This window comes from Intestinimonas massiliensis (ex Afouda et al. 2020), from assembly GCF_900626285.1.
Lineage (GTDB): Bacteria > Bacillota > Clostridia > Oscillospirales > Oscillospiraceae > Flavonifractor > Flavonifractor massiliensis_A.
Genome location: NZ_LR131147.1, coordinates 1,764,124 through 1,781,305 on the forward strand (window position 1 = coordinate 1,764,124; position 17,182 = coordinate 1,781,305).

The following is a 17,182-nucleotide window of genomic DNA, read 5'->3' on the forward strand; positions in this document are numbered from 1 at the left end:
CTGTCTCACTTTTCCGCCAGCCAGGCGCTCTCCCGGCTGTGGCAGGTGAACAGCAGGATCTGCCGCTCCTGCCCCAGCTCCGCCAGGGTGTCCAGGGCCAGGGCCATCCGCTCATCGTCAAAGTTGGCCAGGGCGTCGTCCAGCACCAGGGGGCAGGGATCCTCCCCCGGCAGCACCAGCTGGCACACCGCCAGCCGCACCGCCAGATAGAGCTGGTCGGCGGTGCCACGGGACAGCACCAGCGCCCGCCGGGGCAGCAGGCCGTCGTGCTCCTCCGCCAGGGCCTCAAACTCCCTGGTGAGGGACACCTTGTCGTATTTGCCGCCGGTGAGTTTGGACAGCAGCTCGCCCGCCCGCCGGTTCAGGGCGGGGGAGAACCGGGCCTGAAGCCCGGCGTGGCCCTTCTCCAGGGCCTCCAGGGCGGCGGTGAGGGCGTCGTACTCCTTCCGGCGGCGCTCCAGCTCCTCCACGACGGCCTCCCGCCGGGCGGTGAGCTCCTCCCGGTCCCCCAGGGTGTTCAGCTCCCCCTGGGCCAGGGCCAGGCCGCCCCGCAGCCGGGTCAGCTCGCTCTCCGCCGCCTCCAGCCGGGCGGCGGTCTCCGCCGGGTCGAACCGGGGCACCACCCCGTTGTCCTCCAGGCCGTCCTCCGGCTTGGGCAGGCTGTCGGCCAGGGTTCTGGCCCCCTCCAGCTTCACCTTTGCGGTAGCCAGCCGCTGGTCCAGGTTCAGGGCCCGGGAGATGGCGGCAGACACCCCGAAGGTGTCGGTGACAGTGGGGGCGAAGGTGTGGACCAGCGCCAGCAGCTTGGTTTTCGTGTCCTGATCCCGGGCGGTCAGCTCCGCCAGGGACTGTTCCACCGCCTCCCGGCGGCGGGCGGCCTCGGCGGCCACCACACACCGCTCCCGGTAGACGTTGGCCCGGGTCAGGATGTCGTCGGGGGTATTGGCCGAGTAGCGCTCCAGCACGTCGGCCCGGGCCCGCTCCGCCCCCTTCTTTTTCGCAGCAGCGGCCACCAACAGGCCTACCCCCGCCGCAGCCAGCACGCCGCAGGCGGCCGCCCCCATCCACAGGGCGGGCAGGACCTTGGCCAGAGCCAGGCCCAGCGCGGCGGCGGCCAGCACCAGGGCGGCAGCGCCCCCTCCCGTCAGGCCGCCGGTGCGGACGGCCCGCCCGACGGTCTCGGCGTCGGCGCTGGCCTGCTGCCAGGCCTCATCCGGGGTCAGATCGGGGAACAGGGGGTCTACGGCGGCGGCTTTGGTTTCCGCTTCCTCCGTTCTGGCCTCCTCCAGCTGGTTTTCCGCCAGCTTCTGGTTGGAGTGGAGGGTGTTCAGGTAGTTCAGCTCCTCCTGGGCCCGCCGCAGGGTCTCCCCGTCGGGGGGCGCGCCGTAGCGGTTAAGTTCTGCTTGCAGGGCCTCCACCTGGGCTCTGGTCTCCGCCAGGGCCTGCTGGCCCGCCTCCCACTTCTGCCGCCGGGCGGCCATGGCGCGGACCAGATGGGCCTGCCGCTCGGACAAAAGCAGCTTGTGCTCGGTCTGGAGCCGGTCCAGCTCCCGCTTGGCCTCCTGGGACAGGCGGAAGGCCTTGGACTGGCGGGCCAGGGTATTCTCGATCTCCGCCAGCTCCCCCTCCAGCTTGGGGATCAGGCCGGTCCTGTTGTGCTGGCGGCGGTTGCGCCAGTCCCGCAGCACCCGCTCCACCTGGGAGTAGGACACGTCCTCCTCCCCGCTGGAGGCCAGGGCGGCGATGCGGGCCTCCAGGGCGGGGGCGCCGTCGATGGCGGTTCCGCCCTGGCCCACGAAGGCGGAGCGCTCGAACACCTCCCGGGGCACCCCCAGCAGGGTCTCCCCCACGGTGTCGCCGGTGAGGCCGGGCACCTGCTCCCCGGTGCCGGTATATACCGCCTCAAAAGCGCCGAAGGGGGTGTTTCCCTTCTGGCCCCGGCGGAGGGTGATGGCCTGGCCCTTCCACTCCAGGTCCAGGACCCCCTCCATGGCCGCCCCGCTCCAGGGCTGGTAGCGGTTCTTTTCCGCGATGTAGTTCTGCTTGTCCCGCTCCTTGGTGTTGATGCCGTAGAACATGGCCCGCAGGAAGGCGGACCAGGTGGACTTGCCCCCCTCGTTGGGGGCGGTGATGATATTCAGGCCGTCCTTCAGGGTCAGCTCCCGGTGGTCCAGGCCCCCGAAGGTGGCGCGCATTTTCTTGATTTTCATGGGCAGGGGTCCTCCCCGTGTTCCAGGGCCGCCAGGGCAAAGCGGGCGGCCAGGTCTCGGTCTTCCAGCTCCTTTTCCCCCTTCAGGGCCCGGAGCACCAGCCCGGTGAGGCTGTCCTCCCCCGCCCGGTCCCACAGATCCCGGAGGGGCCGGGTGTTGTCCCGGACGGTGACGCTGAAATAGAGGGGGGCCGCCAGGGCGGTGAGGGCGGCGGGATCGGGGGCGTCAAAGCTCCGCTGGCCGGTGAGGACGATCCGGCAGCAGTCCCCGGTGGGAGAGGTGGGCAGCACGGCCCGGAGGGCCTCTTCGGCGCTCTCCTTCCCGGTAACGTCGGCCTCGGTGATCTCATACCGCCGCCCGGCCAGGGGCACGAAGCGGGCGGACACGGTACGGTCATCGGCCACCGTCACCGACAGCACGCCCTTCTCTCCCGTCTCGTCAAAGCCCCGGCCCTCGGGGCAGCCGGGGTAGGCCCAGAAGGTGTCCCCCGCCTGCTGCAAACCGGAGCAGGCGTGGATGTGGCCCAGGGCCAGGTAGGTCAGGCCGCTGGCAGCGATGTCCGCCGGGTCGATGGGGCCGTACCGGCCCTGGCCCGCCACGTCCCCATGGAGGGCCATCAGGTGGAGCTTCCCGTCCCGGGGGACGGAGAAGCCCATGAGGGGGGAGCGGTCGGCCTGGGGGGTGGTGAAGGCCGCCCCGTGGACCACGCAATTGAGCTGGGGCAGCTCCACCGCCTCAGGCTGCACTGTGGTAAAGATGTGTACGTTGTCCGGCCACACGGTGCCGGCATACACCGACCGGGGGCCGTAGGGGTCGTGGTTGCCGGGGGCGATGAACACCGGCACCTTCATCTGACCCAGGGTGCGGGAGAGGGCCTCCACCGTCTCCTGGTAGGTCTCCCCCCCGTCCAGCAGGTCGCCGGACAGCAGCACCAGGTCCGCCCCCTCGGTCTCCGCCAGGTCGGCCAGCCGGTCCAGCAGCTGCCGCTGCTCGGCCCGCCGCACCCTGGCCTGCTCCGGGGAGAGGGCGGCGAATGGGGCGTCCAGATGGAAGTCCGCCCCGTGAATGAGTTTCAGCATCGTTCGGTTTCCTTTCAGTCGCGCAGGTCCACCCGCTCCACTTCCACGCAGCGGCGGGTATCGGTATCAATGGAAAAGACCACGCTCTCCAGCTTGCAGGGGCCGTCGGCGGGCTCAAACCGCCGGGGCAGCCCGCCCAGGAAGCGGTTGATGGCCTGCTCGGGCCGGATGCCCAGCACGCTGCGGGAGGGGCCGGTCATGCCCAGGTCGGTGACAAAGCCGGTGCCTTTGGGCAGGATCTGCATGTCGGCGGTGGGCACGTGGGTGTGGGTGCCCCACAGGGCCTGCACCCTGCCGTCCAGGTAGTACCCCATGGCCCCCTTCTCGCTGGTGGCCTCGGCGTGGAAGTCCACCAGCACTACGTCGGCCCCCTCCATCCGCCTGAGCACCCGGTCGGCGGTGGTAAAGGGGTTTTCAAAGTTGCTGTCCATCTCGCACCGGCCGATCAGGTTGATGACGCCGATGTGCAGGCCGTTGGGGCCGTCGTACACCTCCCAGCCCCGGCCGGGCACCCGGTTGGTGTAGTTGGCGGGCCGCAGGGTGTAGCGGTCGTCCTCCAGGAAGTCGGCGATCTGGATGCGGTTCCAGGTGTGGTTGCCCAGGGTGACCACATCGGCCCCGGCGTCAAAGATCTCCCGGGCCTGCCGGGGCAGGATGCCCACCCCGGAGGCGTTCTCCCCGTTGACCACGGTGAAGTGGATGTTCTTCAGCTTTTTCAGCTGCCGCAGGTGGCGGTCCAGGCACTCCAGGCCGCCGTCGCCCACCACGTCGCCTACCGCCAATATATTCAGGATCATAGTCTGCCTCCCTTTAAATTCAACAGCTCTTATTATATGTTATTTTTTCTCAAAGGGCAATTGCCGATTCCCATTTCCAGAATTGATCCCAATTTGTAACTCCTTTCCTGTAACAGTATGGTAATCTATTTCTGAACAAGGAGGTTTTTTGATGAAACGTGTCGCACTCTGTCTGTTTCTGGCCCTCGCCCTGACTGTCTGCGGACCGGCCGCGGCCAGTCAGCTCAGCAGTCTGACTGCGGGCGGTTCCGCTGCCGACGAGGGCGTGCCTGCCGTTCCCCGGGACCCCCCACCGCCCCCCACGCCTACGCCCACGCCGGAGCCGCCGCTGATCTCCCAGGCCCAGCTCCAGCAGGCGGTGGAGCAGGCGAAGAAGGACTACGGCGCCATGGGCATCCAGGCGGCGGTGATCCAGGACGGGGAGGTCATCGCCCAGGCCGCCTCCGGCTGGGCGGTGAACGGGCAGATCTCCATGACGCCCCGGCACAAGATGCGCTGCGCCTCCCTCACCAAGGTGGCGGTGGGCATCAGCGTGGGGGTGCTGATGGACCAGGGCGTGATCGACCCCCAGGACAAGCTGTCGGACTACTGGGGGGTGACAGTGCGCAACCCATCCTATCCCAACACCCCCATTACGGTGGACATGTTCCTCACCCACACCTCCACCCTCAGCGACGCCAGCGGCAGCCTGACCGCCCTGAAGGGGAGCAGCGCCCGGCAGCGGCTGGCGGGGAACGGCTACTATAACGCCAAGCCCGGCGCCCTGTCCAGCTGGAGCTACAACAACTACGGCTTCGCCGTGCTGGGCATGACCCTGGAGCTGGCGGCGGACCGGGTGCTGGACGACGTGCTGGGGGACGCCATCCTCACCCCCATGGGCATCGACGCCGCCTTTGAGGCGGGCAGCGTGGACGACACCGGCCTGCTGTGCGCCCTGTATCAGGGCAAATCCATGACCCGCTCGGTGGCCACCCAGAAGGGCTACAAATGCGTCGACACCCCGGGCTACCGGGGCAACTTCTTCGCCGGCGGCTTCACCTGCAGCGCCGGGGACATGGCCAAGCTGGTGGCCCTGCTGGCGGAGGACGGCATGTACCAGGGGCAGCAGCTCCTCTCCCCCGGGACGGTGGCCTTCCTGGAGCAGCCCTTCGGCCAGACCTCCGGCGGCTTCTCCCAGTGCCGCCCCCTGCGGTACCGGGAAAACATGTACGGCCGGGACCGGATCTATTACCACACCGGCTCGGCCTACGGCTTCTACGGCCTCATCTCCTATGATCCGGACACCGGGGACGGGGTGGTGGTCTTTACCACCGGAGCCAGCGGCGCCAAGGACAGCTGCGGGGTCTACTCCGTGTGCAGCCAGGTGGCCAAGGCGGTTTACGGGTAAACCGGAAAGGAGTGCTTATTCTGCGTGATTTCAAGCGGCTTGCCGCCGCCCTGCTTCTGGCGGTCCTGGCGGGGTGTGCCGCCCCGGTACCAGCTTCCACACCTGCGCCCACACCCACGCCTGCGCCCACCGTCACCCCCACGCCGGAGCCCACACCCACGCCCCCCACGGTGGCTACCCTGGCGGTGTGCGGGGACGTGATGAGCCACATGCCGGTGACCCGTGACGCCTGGGACGAGGAGCAGGGCATCTACGATTACACCCCCATTTTTGAGCAGGCCCGGCCCTATGTGGAGGGGGCGGACTACGCCGTGGCCAATCTGGAGACCACCCTGTCCGCCGAGGGGCCCTACTCCGGCTACCCCGCCTTCCGCTCCCCTGCGGCCCTGGCGGACGATTTGAAGGAGCTGGGCTTTGATCTGATGCTCACCGCCAACAACCACTGTCTGGACAAGGGGTTCAGCGGCCTGGAGGCCACCCTGGACGCCCTGGACGGGGCCGGGCTGGCCCATGTGGGCACCTACGCCTCGGAGGAGGATGCCGCCGCCCCCGTCCATCTGGCCGACGTGGGAGGTATCACGGTGGCCTTCCTGGGCTACACCTACGGCACCAACGGCATCCCCCTGCCCAGCGGAAAGGATTGGGCCGTCAGCCTGTTCAACACCGATTACATGACGGGCCTGTCCACCCCGGACACGGAAAAATTGGAGGCCGACCTGGCCGCCGCCCGGGCCATGGAGCCCGACCTCATCGCCGTCATGATTCACTGGGGAACGGAATACCGCACCAGGCAGAACAGCTACCAGGAGGAGATTGCCGACCTGCTGATCTCCAATGGGGCCGACCTGGTGCTGGGGGGCCACTCCCACGTGCCCCAGCCCATGGAGGAGCGCACCGTCACCGGCTGGGACGGGACCGAGCACACCGGGTTCGTATGCTACTCTCTGGGCAACTTCATCTCCTCCCAGGTGGACCCCCTCACCGACACCACCGCCGCCCTCACCCTGGAGCTGACGAGGGACAATGAGACCGGGGAGACCGCCGTCACCGGCTGGTCCTACGCCCCCATGCTGATGGTGCGGCGGGACGGCACCCAGCGGGTCTTTACTCTAACCGACGCCTCGGTGATCCCCGCCGGGGCAGACAGCGCTCTCGTCCAGCGTTTGGAAGAAACGGAGAAAAATTGTCTGGAAATTTTCGGCTTTTAGTTTTTTTCGTAGCTTTTTGCCTCTGAATTGTAACCTCCTTTGTCACCCTTTGTACCGGTATCCATGGTACCATAGGGGTGACAAAGGAGGTTTTGTTATGAAGCGTATGCTTTCCCTTGCGCTGGTCCTGCTGCTTCTGGCGGGCTGCGGGGCACAGCAGACGCCCCCGGCAGAGGAGGCGCAGGACAGCCCCCAGGCCGCCTCCCTCACCGAGGCGGACATCCGTGCCCGCTATCAAGACGAGGGCTATCAGGTCCAGAAGCTCACCCCCTACGGCTCCGACTTCCTGGCGGAGGTCAGCTACGGGACCGACACCGATTTCACCCTGCTGGAGTGGGTATTCGGCGGCACCGGCAGGCGGGTGCAGCTCACCGCCATGAGCCAGTTCACCGGCTATGAGATCCTGGACGACGGCCAGGTCCGCTACGCCACCAACGGTATGGATTCCGGCACCCCCTGGCGGGGCATGCCGGAGGAGGTGACGGTACAGGTGCTGGGGGATGAAAACGGCGTCCTGGTGCCCGGCTGGGCAGAGATCCAGGAGCAGCGGGACACCGTCTGGCTGGACCCAACCCAGCCTCTGTATATCGGGTCCTTGGAGGAGGGGGGTCCCGTCTTTTCCGACCGGTATGAGCAGGTGTACGACGCCCGCATCGACGCCGACGGCCTGTCCTTCTCCTTCATCCCCAACGGGGACAGCGAAGAAAAATTCTATTCCTTCTTCCCGGCGGTTACCACCATTCCCGGCTTCTCCACCTCTTTTGACCCGGACACCGGGGTCTTTACCCTCCGGCTGTACAACACCTGCCTCAGCAGCGGCTCCCCCGGCACCCCGCTGAACGACGATCTGGCCCTGATGAACTACCCGGAAAACCTGTACCCCTACACCATCCCGGCGGGTTCCCTGGGCCGGGACAGCCACTTCCTCACCGGCGTGGTCATCCGGGAGGACGGAGCGGACACGGTGGTCACCGCCAAGCTGACCGACCGGGCTTACCGCTTCACCGTGGAGACCTCCAACCTGGGATATGACAATATCCCCAGCTTCCGGATCCTGTTCCGGGAATATCACAACGATTTGGATGGGAGAGAATAACATGAAACAAGCACTGCTGGGCCTGCTGCTGCCGGCCCTGATCCTTCCCCTGGCGGGCTGCGCGGAGCAGGCTCCGCCCCCCACATCCCCCACCCCGGCGGCGGAGACCCGTCCCCTCACCCAGGAGGAGATCGACCGGGTCAATGACGCCTTTCTTCCCCAAACGGTACTGGACAACGTGACATACGCCACACCGGTGAGCGGCTTTTTCACCAGCTATTATGATGACGTAAAGAATCTGGATTTTGCGGAATTTCTCCGCTACTTCCCCGGCGACGGTCTGGTGGAGGACGCCGACCAGACGGAGTTTGACGCTCTGGCCGCCCGGCCGGACTTCCTCTTTGCCGAGGAGACGGCCTCTCTTGGGTGGACGGCCCCCTCCGATCTGCCCGTGCCCATTCACCGCATCCTCCGCTCTTCCGTGGATGAGACTTTGGAGCGGTACGCCGGTATCACCACCACTGATCTGACCAACACAGACGGTACCCTTTATCTGCCGGAATACGACGCCTGGTACACCTTCACCAGCGACTTTGGCCCCGGTACGTTTGTATGTGCCGGAGGCCAGGTGGACGAGGCCGCCGGTTCCGCCCTGCTGTGGACCGACACCCGGGAGGATGGCTCCCGCACCGAGCTGTCTCTGGAGCGGGACGGAGAGGCCTGGCACATCCACTCCTTCCGCAACAACTATCCCGACCCGGAGGGTTCCCTGACGGCGCTGCTCACCGGCCTTCAGAAAGGCGAGGTGGGCGAGTATACCTGGGGCGGTCTGGAGGAGCAGTACATCTATCCCGACGACCTGGCGGAACTGCTCTGCACCGCGGCAGCCAGCCCTGCGGAGCGGGATTCCCTGGGCGAGGCCATCCTGTGGACCCTGGATGTGCCCATCATCCCGGCCGCCAACTATTCCGGCAGGGGTACGCTTCACCTGAGCGCCGGGCTGGAAGAAAACATGGTGGAGGTATCCGGCCGGGACGGCCTGCCGGCAGGTACCTTGTACCTGGAAAATCAGGAGCTCTATCAGCTGGTCCGTACCAGCCGGGACTATGAGGGCTTTATCAATGAGACCTACTACGAAAAATACCGGGATATCGTGGACAGCTATTTTGACAGCCGTCTGGAGGAAGTGAAAGACGCCGGGTATGTGTCCTGGGAGCTGAGCGAGTTCCTGGGCGTGCTGGGTACCACCAAGCAGGACGGAAAGGGCGTCGTGGCCTTCCGGATGAATGCCGCTTTTTCCACCGATCCGCCGGAGCTGGCCCCTGACCGGATCGCCGGAGGGGCCTACGTGGACAGCCAGCTCCGGGTCCACGGACTGGACTTTCAGAGCGTCTATCTGGTGACCCTGGACAATGAGCCCATGGGTATCGCCTTCGGGGATGATATCATCGACTTCATTGACGACCACTGGGGCCAGGATGTGGATCCCGCTGAGCTGCAAGCGGTGATAGATGCCTCCGCCCGGAAGGGCTGAATTGTAAACATTTCTTGAACCCCCTTGCAATTTTCCATACGAAGGACTATGATAGCGTTAGCACTCAGATTGTGTGAGTGCTAACGCTATGTTTATACAGATTGTTTTTATATAGGAGGCATCCACTATGGCAAAGAAACAGTTCAAGGCGGAGTCCAAGCGGCTGCTGGACCTGATGATCAACTCCATCTACACCCACAAGGAGATCTTCCTGCGGGAGATCATCTCCAACGCCAGCGACGCCATGGACAAGCTGGCCTACAAGGCCCTCACCGACGACAAGGTGGCGGTGGACCGGTCGGAGCTGAAGATCACCCTGACCCCCGACCAGATCGCCCGCACCCTGACCATCAGCGACAACGGCATCGGCATGACCAAGGAAGAGCTGGAGCAGAACCTGGGCACCATCGCCCGCAGCGGCTCTCTCCAGTTCAAGGAGGAGATGGCCAAGCAGGAGAAGGCCGAGGGGGACACCACCGACATCATCGGCCAGTTCGGCGTGGGCTTCTACTCCGCCTTTATGGTGGCCGACCACGTCACCGTCACCTCCAAGGCCTACGGCTCCGACGAGGCCTGGAAGTGGGAATCCGACGGCGCCGACGGCTACACCATCACCCCCTGCGAGAAGGAGCATGTGGGCACCGACATCGTGCTCCACATCAAGCCCAACACCGAGGAGGAACACTACGACGAGTATCTGGAGCAGTACCGCCTCAGTGACCTGGTGACCAAGTACTCCGACTATATCCACTACCCCATCGTCATGCTCATGCACAAGTCCCGCCAGAAGCCCCGTCCGGAGGACGCCGGGGACGACTACAAGCCGGAGTGGGAGGACTACGACGAGTGGGAGACCCTCAACTCCATGGTGCCCCTGTGGCAGCGGCCCAAGAGCGAGGTCAAGCCGGAGGAGTACAACCAGTTCTACAAGGAGAAGTACGGCGACTGGGAGGACCCGCTGAGCGTGATCCACGTGTCTGCCGAGGGCACGGTGGAGTACAAGGCCATGCTCTACATCCCCGCCCACGCCCCCTTCGACTTCCACACCCGGGAGTATCAGAAGGGCCTGCAGCTCTACTCCTCCGGGGTACTCATCATGGACAAGTGCGCCGATCTGCTGCCCGACCACTTCCGGTTCGTCAAGGGCGTGGTGGATTCCCAGGACTTCTCTCTGAACATCTCCCGTGAAATGCTCCAGCACACCCGTCAGCTGAAGATCATCGCCACCAACCTGGAGAAGAAGATCAAGGCCGAGCTGCTGCGGCTGCAGAAGGACGAGCGGGAAAAGTACGAGAAATTCTGGAATGCCTTCGGCATCCAGCTGAAGGTGGGCGTGGTGTCCGACTACGGTGTCCACAAGGATCTGCTGAAGGACCTGCTGCTGTTCTTCTCCTCCAAGGAGGGCAAGCTCACCACCCTGGCCGAGTACAAGGAGCGGATGCCCGAGGATCAGCCCTATATCTACTACGCCTGCGGCGAGGACACCAAGCAGCTGGACAAGCTGCCCCAGGCCGAGCGCATCCGGGACAAGGGGTACGAGATCCTCTACCTCACTGACGAGCCCGACCAGTTCGTGGTCAACGCCCTGGGCGAGGTGGACGGCAAGGCCTTCAAGTCGGTGGACGACGACGACGCCCTGCCTGAGAGTGACGAGGAGAAGGCCGCCCTGGAGCAGCAGGCGGAGGAGAGCAAGCCGGTGCTGGACTTCCTGAAGGAGACCCTGGGCGACCAGATCAAGGAGGCCCGGATCTCCAAGATCCTGAAGACCGGCGCGGTGTGCCTCACCGCCGACGGCCCCATCACCCTGGAGATGGAGAAGTATTTCCAGCGGGCCGACCCGGAGCACGCCGGGGAGATGAAGGCCCAGCGGGTGCTGGAGCTGAACCCCCAGTCCCCCGCCTTTGCCGCCCTGAAGCGGGCGGTGGCCGAGGACAAGGAGCTGGCGGGCAAGTACGCCCAGCTGCTCTACGCCCAGGCCCAGCTCATCGCCGGTCTGCCTCTGGCCGACCCGGCGGGGTACGCCGACCTGGTGTGCTCCCTGATGAAGTGACAAAACTGAGCAAAGCCCTCTGGCTGAACGGCCAGAGGGCTTTTTTCATGGCCGGCCGCCCCCGGGGCGGCCGGCTTCTCCCGCTCCCTTCAAAAAAATTTTTTATTTTTTTGCATTTGATAAAACCGGAGGCCGTTCAGCCGTGTCTTAATCCATGTAAGGCCGATTCGAAAAAAATAAAATTTTGAGGAAGGGAGAATTCATGATGAAATGCTTCAACCACATCGACCGCGAGGCGGCCGCCACCTGCCAGCACTGCGGCAAAGGGCTCTGCCAGGAGTGCGCCGCCCGGTACACCCCCTGTCTGTGCGAGGACTGCGCCCAGCTGCTCCGCAAAGAACAGGCCAGCAGGGCGAAGGCGGAGAAAATCGACCGGCGGCAGAGGTACCTGGACGCCCTGGTGGACACCCGCTCCGAGTTCATCCGCACCTGTATTTTCGGCGTCATCGTATCGGCGATTCTCTGTTCGCTTTGCCTGCAGGCCTCCAATCCGCCGGGATTCGGAACCATGCTGCTCTATGCCGCTCTGTTCTTTTTCATCCCCTTCGGCTGGAAGCTTCTGACCTATCTGCAGTCCTTCATTCCCCTGATGATCATCGGCACCATCTGGTTCTGGGTGTTCTGGATCGTACTCAAGGCGTTCATCAGCATAGTCGTCGGCATCCCGGCGTTCCTCTACCAGCTGTTCAAGACCTTTTTCGTCCAGGGAAAAATCCAGAAGGCCCAGCAGGAGCTCCAGACGGAAGAGGACGAGGAGATCCTGTGACGAGGGTATCCGGGCGGCGGATGATTGACACTGCCGCAGGGCCTGGCTACAATGTGAACAGAGAACTGCAGAATCGTCGGAAGGGGATATAGCAACCATGGGAACTGTGGGTATGGCGCCAATGATCCGCCGGTGTCTTGCCGGAGACGCCCAGGCTCAGGAGAAGCTGATTTTGGCAGCTCAAAACAGGGTGTACTATCACTGCAAGAAGATGCTGAAACAGGAGCAGGACGCTCTGGATGCCACCCAGGAGATCCTGATCCGTATGCTCACCAAGCTGGACTCCCTGCAGCAGCCGGAGGCCTTCTGGGGATGGCTGTCCGCCATGACGGCCAACTACTGCCGCAATGCGCTGACCAGGAGCCGTAAGGAAGAGCAGTTTCCGGAGGATGAGGAGGGCAACAGCCTGGCGGACTCCTTCGAGAATCTGGATGAGCAGACGGTGCCGGACAAGGCCCTGGACAACGAGGAGACCCGCCGGATGGTCGTGGAACTGGTGGACAACCTCCCGGACGCCCAGCGCCAGTGCGTGCTGATGTTCTATTACGAGGAGATGAGCGTAAAGGACATCGCCGCCGCCCTGGAGACCTCCGAGGGCACCATCAAAAGCCGCCTGAATTACGCCCGGAAAGCCATCAAGGAAGGGGTGGACCGGTATACGGCCCAGGGCGTCAAGCTGTACGGCTTCTCTCCCCTGCCTCTTCTGCTGTATTTTCTGCGGAAGGACGCGGCGGCCAGCGGATTGAGCGATGCCGCCGCGCGCTCCATGGCCCATGCGGTGCTGACCGCTGCCGGGAGCACCGCCGGCGCCGCCGCCGGAACCGCCGCATCCACAGGTGCCGCTGTCTCCCACGGGGCAGGCGGGCTTCTGGCCCACAAGGGCGCCCTGGCACTGGCGGGTGTGGTCCTGGCCGGAGCCGTGGCAGGCGGGACGGCGCTGTACCACCCGGAACCCCGGAGCACGCCCAGCCCGGAGCCGGCGGTGGAAGTTGTGGCGGAGCAGCCCAGTTCCGAACCGGAAGATACATCCACGCCGATACCCACGCCCACAGCCACACCGACCCCTACGCCGACACCCACACCCACACCCACACCTACGCCTACGCCTACGCCCACACCTACACCCACGACTACGCCTACGCCTACACCGCAACCCACGCCTACACCGCAACCCACACCTACACCGGAATCCACACCTACACCGGAATCCACACCCGCTCCGGCCCAGCCGGAGGCAGGGCTCTGGATCTGGCCCAGCGCGCTGACCACCTATCCGGGCGCCAGCTACCCCTTAAGTGCCAGGGACCCTTTGACCGGGCGGGAAATTACGGACGGAACGGTGACCTGGTCCAGCCAAACGCCGGAGCTCGCCACCGTGTCAAGCTCCGGCCGGGCCCAGCTCTCCGGTTCCGGAACCGCCTATATCACGGCTTCCTGGAATGGGTACACCGCCCAGGCAAAGGTGAACATCATACCCCAGGAGGACCAGATCTGGTGTTCCGCAATCGCTACCAGTCTGGACCTGGGCGTGCGGCGGAGCACGACCCTGTATAAAGACATTGCAGACCAGCACGGCACCGGATATACGGTGAAGTGGAGCGTGGACCATCCCTCCGTTCTCTCCCTGGAGCCCACAGTCAATGCGGAGGGTGAACACAGCGTTTTCTTTACGGGCCTGGACTATGGGCAGGCAGTCATCACCTGCACCGCCACCTGGCCGGACGGAACGGTGCGGCAGTGTTACTGCTGTGTCTATGTGTATCCTTCCACTTAAAGGGGCGGGCAAGCCGGCACCGGTCCCATATACGGACAATCCCAACAAAAGAAGAAAGGAGATATTTTTATGAAAAGGAACGTCGGGAAAAAGGCCCTTTCCGGGCTGCTGACAGCGGCCTGCGCGATCAGCCTGCTGGTGATCCCGGTATCGGCGGAAGAGGCCCTGAGCACCACCCGGATCCCCGGCGGCACTTACCTTGCAGAGAAGCAGGGGGAGAATGTCTTTATCGAGCGCATCTGGACCTATGACTGTCCGGCCAATCCCGGCCAGAAACACCAGATCGCATTCCACAATGCCGCGCCGACCTGCACGGAATCGGATTATATCTATAACTACTGCACCATTTGCGGAGAAAAGGAACTCTATGCGGAGAAGGCGGCTCTGGGCCATGACTATCAGCTGACCGGCAGCGCGGGCGGCGTGGATACCTACACCTGCTCCCGCTGTGGCGCCAGCTATACCCAGTCCTCCCCCAGCCTGCCTTCGCCTTCGGATGAGCCCGCCTCCCAGACCGGCCTCCGGAACAGCGGCGATTTGAACATGAAAAAACTCTCGGCGGCGGAGATCACCCGTCTGCTGGAAGATGCCCCCCTGACCCTCACCGGCGAGGTATTTGACGCAAAGCCTTCGGTGAATGCCCCCTATGCCACCGGCACGGTCAAAGCCAGCGCCCTCCAGGCGGCGGTGAACCGCCTCAACGCCGTGCGGCGGATCGCGGGACTGCCCGGCGTCACGCTGGATACGGCGTTAAGCCAGAATGCCCAATACGGGGCCGTCCTGACCGCTCACAACAACTACCTGGACCACTATCCCGCCCAGCCCGCCGACATGGACCAGAGCTTTTACACCCAGGCCAAATCCGCGGTCTCCAGCAGCAACCTCTCCGCCGGCCGGAACCTGCCCGGGGCCGTGGACGCCTTCATGGACGACAGCGATGCCAGCAACATCGACCGTGTGGGACACCGCCGCTGGCAGCTGAATCCGGTGCTGGGCAAGGTGGGCTTCGGCTACGCCGTCTCCGGATCCGGTTACGGCAGCTATGTGGTGGAAAAGGTCTTTGACAAGAGCGGCAGCGGCTGCGACTATGACTTTATTTCCTGGCCCGCCTCCGGCAATTTCCCGGCGGAGCTCTTCGACGGCCAGACCGCCTGGAGCATTACCCTCAATCCCAAGCTGTACGCCACCCCCAGCAAGAGCGGCGTCACCGTCACCCTGACCCGGGACAGCGACGGCAAGTCGTGGACCTTCTCCTCCGGCAGCGGGGACGGATTCTTCAACGTGGACACCGGCGGATACGGCGTGAGCAACTGCATCATCTTCCGCCCCAACGGCGTCAGCGCCTATGACGGCAGCTATACGGTCCGGGTCCAGGGTCTGAAGACCCAGAGCGGGCAGGCGGTGGCGGACTTCACCTACCAGGTGGATTTCTTCAGCAACAAGACCTCCGGCCAGCAGCCCACAGACCCCGCAGACCCCACTACCCAACCGGGGCAGGGCACACAGACCGCCTCTTTCCGGGATGTGCCCGCCAGCCACTGGGCCAGCAAGGCCGTGGAGGCGGCTGTGAGCAAGGGGATCGTCAACGGTTATCCCGACGGCGCCTTCCACCCCAATGACACGGTTACCAATGCCCAGTTCAGCGCCATGATCTCCCGGGCCTTCTATCCGGAGGAGCTGAAGAGCGCCCAGGCCGGGACCTACTGGTGGTCGGCCAATGTGGCCATCAGCCAGACCCATGGGCTTCTGGACGGCACCGGTGTGGAATCCCAGAGCAGCTGGGGCAGTCAGATGGAGCAGGCCATCAGCCGCTACGACATGGCCCAGATGATGTATAATCTGCTCAGGGACCGGAAGGCCCAGCTGCCCACACAGACAGCGCTGCAGGCGGCCCAGGGAAAAATGGCGGACTGGCAGCAGATTCCTGCGCAATACCGGGACGCCGTGTCCGCCTGCTATGCACTTGGGCTGCTCAACGGACTGGGCAACGGCACCTTCGGCGGCCAGAGCAGCATGGACCGTGCCCAGGGCTGTATGGCCACCTACCGGCTGCTGGAGTATCTGGCGGGATGACTTACGCTGAATTCCTCCGCCGGTGCCTGGCGGCAGACGCCCGGAAAATAGGCGCGCCCGCCGGGAAGCTGGTCCGGCAGGTGCTCAACCGCCTGCGCAGAGTTTCCGGCCCCGATCCGGCCCCGTGACCGCTGAACCCCGGCGGTCATCCCAACAGGGGGCGCCAAAAACCCCTGGCTGGACAGCCAGGGGTTTTTGTTATGTCCTGCGCTCCGTCCACAGAGCCCGGGCCGCGCACAGCGCCGCCGCTCCGATCAGGCACAGCCAGAGGAGAAAGAGCACGTTTTCATTGTAGAACCAGTCGTCCCGCCACCGGGCAAAGTCGGGCCGGAACCAGAAGGGGTGGAGCCGCTCCACCACGCCGCCCCCCAGCACCACCAGCCGGTCCAGCACCGGGTTGACCAGGGGGAGCAGTATGGCGCTCCACCCCAGGCAGGCCGCCCCCTTCCACCAGGGACTGACGGGGGCGTACCGGAGGATCAGGGCCCACCCCCAGGGGAAGGCCAGGCCGAACAGGGTAGCCGGCAGGGCGGGAATGGGGAACCAGTCCGCCCCATCATAGCTGGCGGCCGCCCATAGCAGGGCGCACAGCAGCAGGGTCTCCGTCCCCAGGTAGAGGGCCGCCTTGTGGTCCCCCAGGGGGCGGGGCAGCTCCCGCAGGACAACCGGCAGGAAGGCCGCCCCCAGGCCGAAGAGCACCCCCACCGTGGCCAGCAGGAACCAGTCCCCGCCGCCGTACAGGCAGGCGGCCAGCAGCAGCAGCTCCAGAGACAGGGTGAAGCCGCCCACCGTGGCGACCGCCCGGTGCTGCTTCACCACCACCGGCAGCAGGGTCAGGCTGGCCCCCACCATCTCCCCGGTGAGCACCAGCCAGAACCAGTCCAGGGTGTGCCCCACCGCCAGATTGCAGATCAGGCAGATCAGGGCGGTGCCGCCGTACAGGATGTACTGGGTCCACTTCACCCGCCGCAGCAGGGCCAGGTACTTTTTGGCCAGGGTCTCGGCGTTGCGGGCCTCCACGTCCTCGCTGGCGGTGAGCAGCTCGTGCTCACTTACCCCCAGCACCGCACAGATGTCCCGGATCAGGGTGATGTCCGGATAGGAGAGCCCTCTCTCCCACTTGCTCACCGCCGACTCGGTGACAAAGAGCTTGTCGGCAAATTCCTTCTGGGTCAGGCCCAGTCCCTTCCGGCAGCGGCAGATATACGCGCCGAAGGTCTTCTTGTTTTCCATATGCAGTCCATCCTTTGCTGTGGCAGATGCCGTTG

The 17,182-nt window shown here is 64.9% G+C and carries 13 protein-coding genes; 9 read left to right on the forward strand and 4 right to left on the reverse strand.

All coding sequences use genetic code 11. From position 1 onward, the window contains the following. Positions 1 to 5 precede the first annotated feature (5 nt). Genes E0E41_RS08870 through E0E41_RS08880 form a run of 3 tightly spaced genes read right to left on the reverse strand, consistent with a single transcriptional unit; the run spans position 6 to position 4,086 of the window. Positions 6 to 2,210 (reverse strand): ATP-binding protein, encoded by a 2,205-nt coding sequence (locus E0E41_RS08870; RefSeq protein WP_130869606.1) that lies wholly within the window; start codon positions 2,208 to 2,210, stop codon positions 6 to 8. Further along, the gene (locus tag E0E41_RS08875) at positions 2,207 to 3,289 is read right to left on the reverse strand and encodes a metallophosphoesterase family protein (RefSeq protein WP_130869607.1); all 1,083 of its coding nucleotides are present in this window, start codon (positions 3,287 to 3,289) and stop codon (positions 2,207 to 2,209) included. The genes E0E41_RS08870 and E0E41_RS08875 overlap by 4 nt, the downstream gene beginning before the upstream one ends. Positions 3,290 to 3,303: 14 nt before the next feature. Next, positions 3,304 to 4,086 carry a TIGR00282 family metallophosphoesterase gene (locus E0E41_RS08880; protein WP_130869608.1) on the reverse strand — a complete coding sequence of 261 codons (783 nt, stop codon included), beginning with the start codon at positions 4,084 to 4,086 and terminating at the stop codon, positions 3,304 to 3,306. Between the two features lie 151 nt (positions 4,087 to 4,237). On the opposite strand from E0E41_RS08880, the gene E0E41_RS08885 reads away from it, so the two are divergent. From E0E41_RS08885 to E0E41_RS19125, 9 genes are all read left to right on the forward strand, one after another. Then, complete coding sequence (locus tag E0E41_RS08885; RefSeq protein WP_130869609.1) at positions 4,238 to 5,473, forward strand: serine hydrolase domain-containing protein; 1,236 nt, start codon at positions 4,238 to 4,240, stop codon at positions 5,471 to 5,473. Between the two features lie 11 nt (positions 5,474 to 5,484). After that, positions 5,485 to 6,681: a CapA family protein gene (locus E0E41_RS08895; protein ID WP_165450531.1), complete on the forward strand. Its 1,197-nt coding sequence runs from the start codon at positions 5,485 to 5,487 to the stop codon at positions 6,679 to 6,681. A gap of 97 nt (positions 6,682 to 6,778) precedes the next feature. Then, on the forward strand, positions 6,779 to 7,777 hold the full coding sequence (locus E0E41_RS08900; RefSeq protein WP_242623742.1) for a hypothetical protein: 999 nt from the start codon (positions 6,779 to 6,781) through the stop codon (positions 7,775 to 7,777). 1 nt (position 7,778) lies between these two features. Continuing rightward, a complete protein-coding gene (locus tag E0E41_RS08905) occupies positions 7,779 to 9,251 on the forward strand; it encodes a hypothetical protein (RefSeq protein WP_130869612.1) in 1,473 nt (490 codons plus the stop codon). 127 nt (positions 9,252 to 9,378) lie between these two features. After that, the gene (gene htpG, locus E0E41_RS08910) at positions 9,379 to 11,301 is read left to right on the forward strand and encodes a molecular chaperone HtpG (RefSeq protein ID WP_130869613.1); all 1,923 of its coding nucleotides are present in this window, start codon (positions 9,379 to 9,381) and stop codon (positions 11,299 to 11,301) included. A 202-nt stretch (positions 11,302 to 11,503) separates the two neighbouring features. Then, entirely contained in the window at positions 11,504 to 12,067 is a 564-nt protein-coding gene (locus E0E41_RS08915) for a hypothetical protein (RefSeq protein WP_130869614.1), read from the forward strand. Between the two features lie 112 nt (positions 12,068 to 12,179). After that, positions 12,180 to 13,841 carry a sigma-70 family RNA polymerase sigma factor gene (locus E0E41_RS08920; RefSeq protein ID WP_165450532.1) on the forward strand — a complete coding sequence of 554 codons (1,662 nt, stop codon included), beginning with the start codon at positions 12,180 to 12,182 and terminating at the stop codon, positions 13,839 to 13,841. Positions 13,842 to 13,910: 69 nt separating this feature from the next. Further along, on the forward strand, positions 13,911 to 15,914 hold the full coding sequence (locus E0E41_RS08925) for an S-layer homology domain-containing protein (protein WP_130869616.1): 2,004 nt from the start codon (positions 13,911 to 13,913) through the stop codon (positions 15,912 to 15,914). Further along, positions 15,911 to 16,042, forward strand: coding sequence for a hypothetical protein (locus tag E0E41_RS19125; protein ID WP_278045182.1), 132 nt, complete (start codon positions 15,911 to 15,913; stop codon positions 16,040 to 16,042). Before E0E41_RS08925 ends, E0E41_RS19125 begins: the two co-directional genes overlap by 4 nt. Before the next feature lie 70 nt (positions 16,043 to 16,112). Here E0E41_RS19125 and E0E41_RS08930 read toward each other — a convergent pair whose 3' ends face one another. Next, the gene (locus tag E0E41_RS08930; RefSeq protein ID WP_130869617.1) at positions 16,113 to 17,147 is read right to left on the reverse strand and encodes a helix-turn-helix domain-containing protein; all 1,035 of its coding nucleotides are present in this window, start codon (positions 17,145 to 17,147) and stop codon (positions 16,113 to 16,115) included. Positions 17,148 to 17,182: the final 35 nt, after the last annotated feature.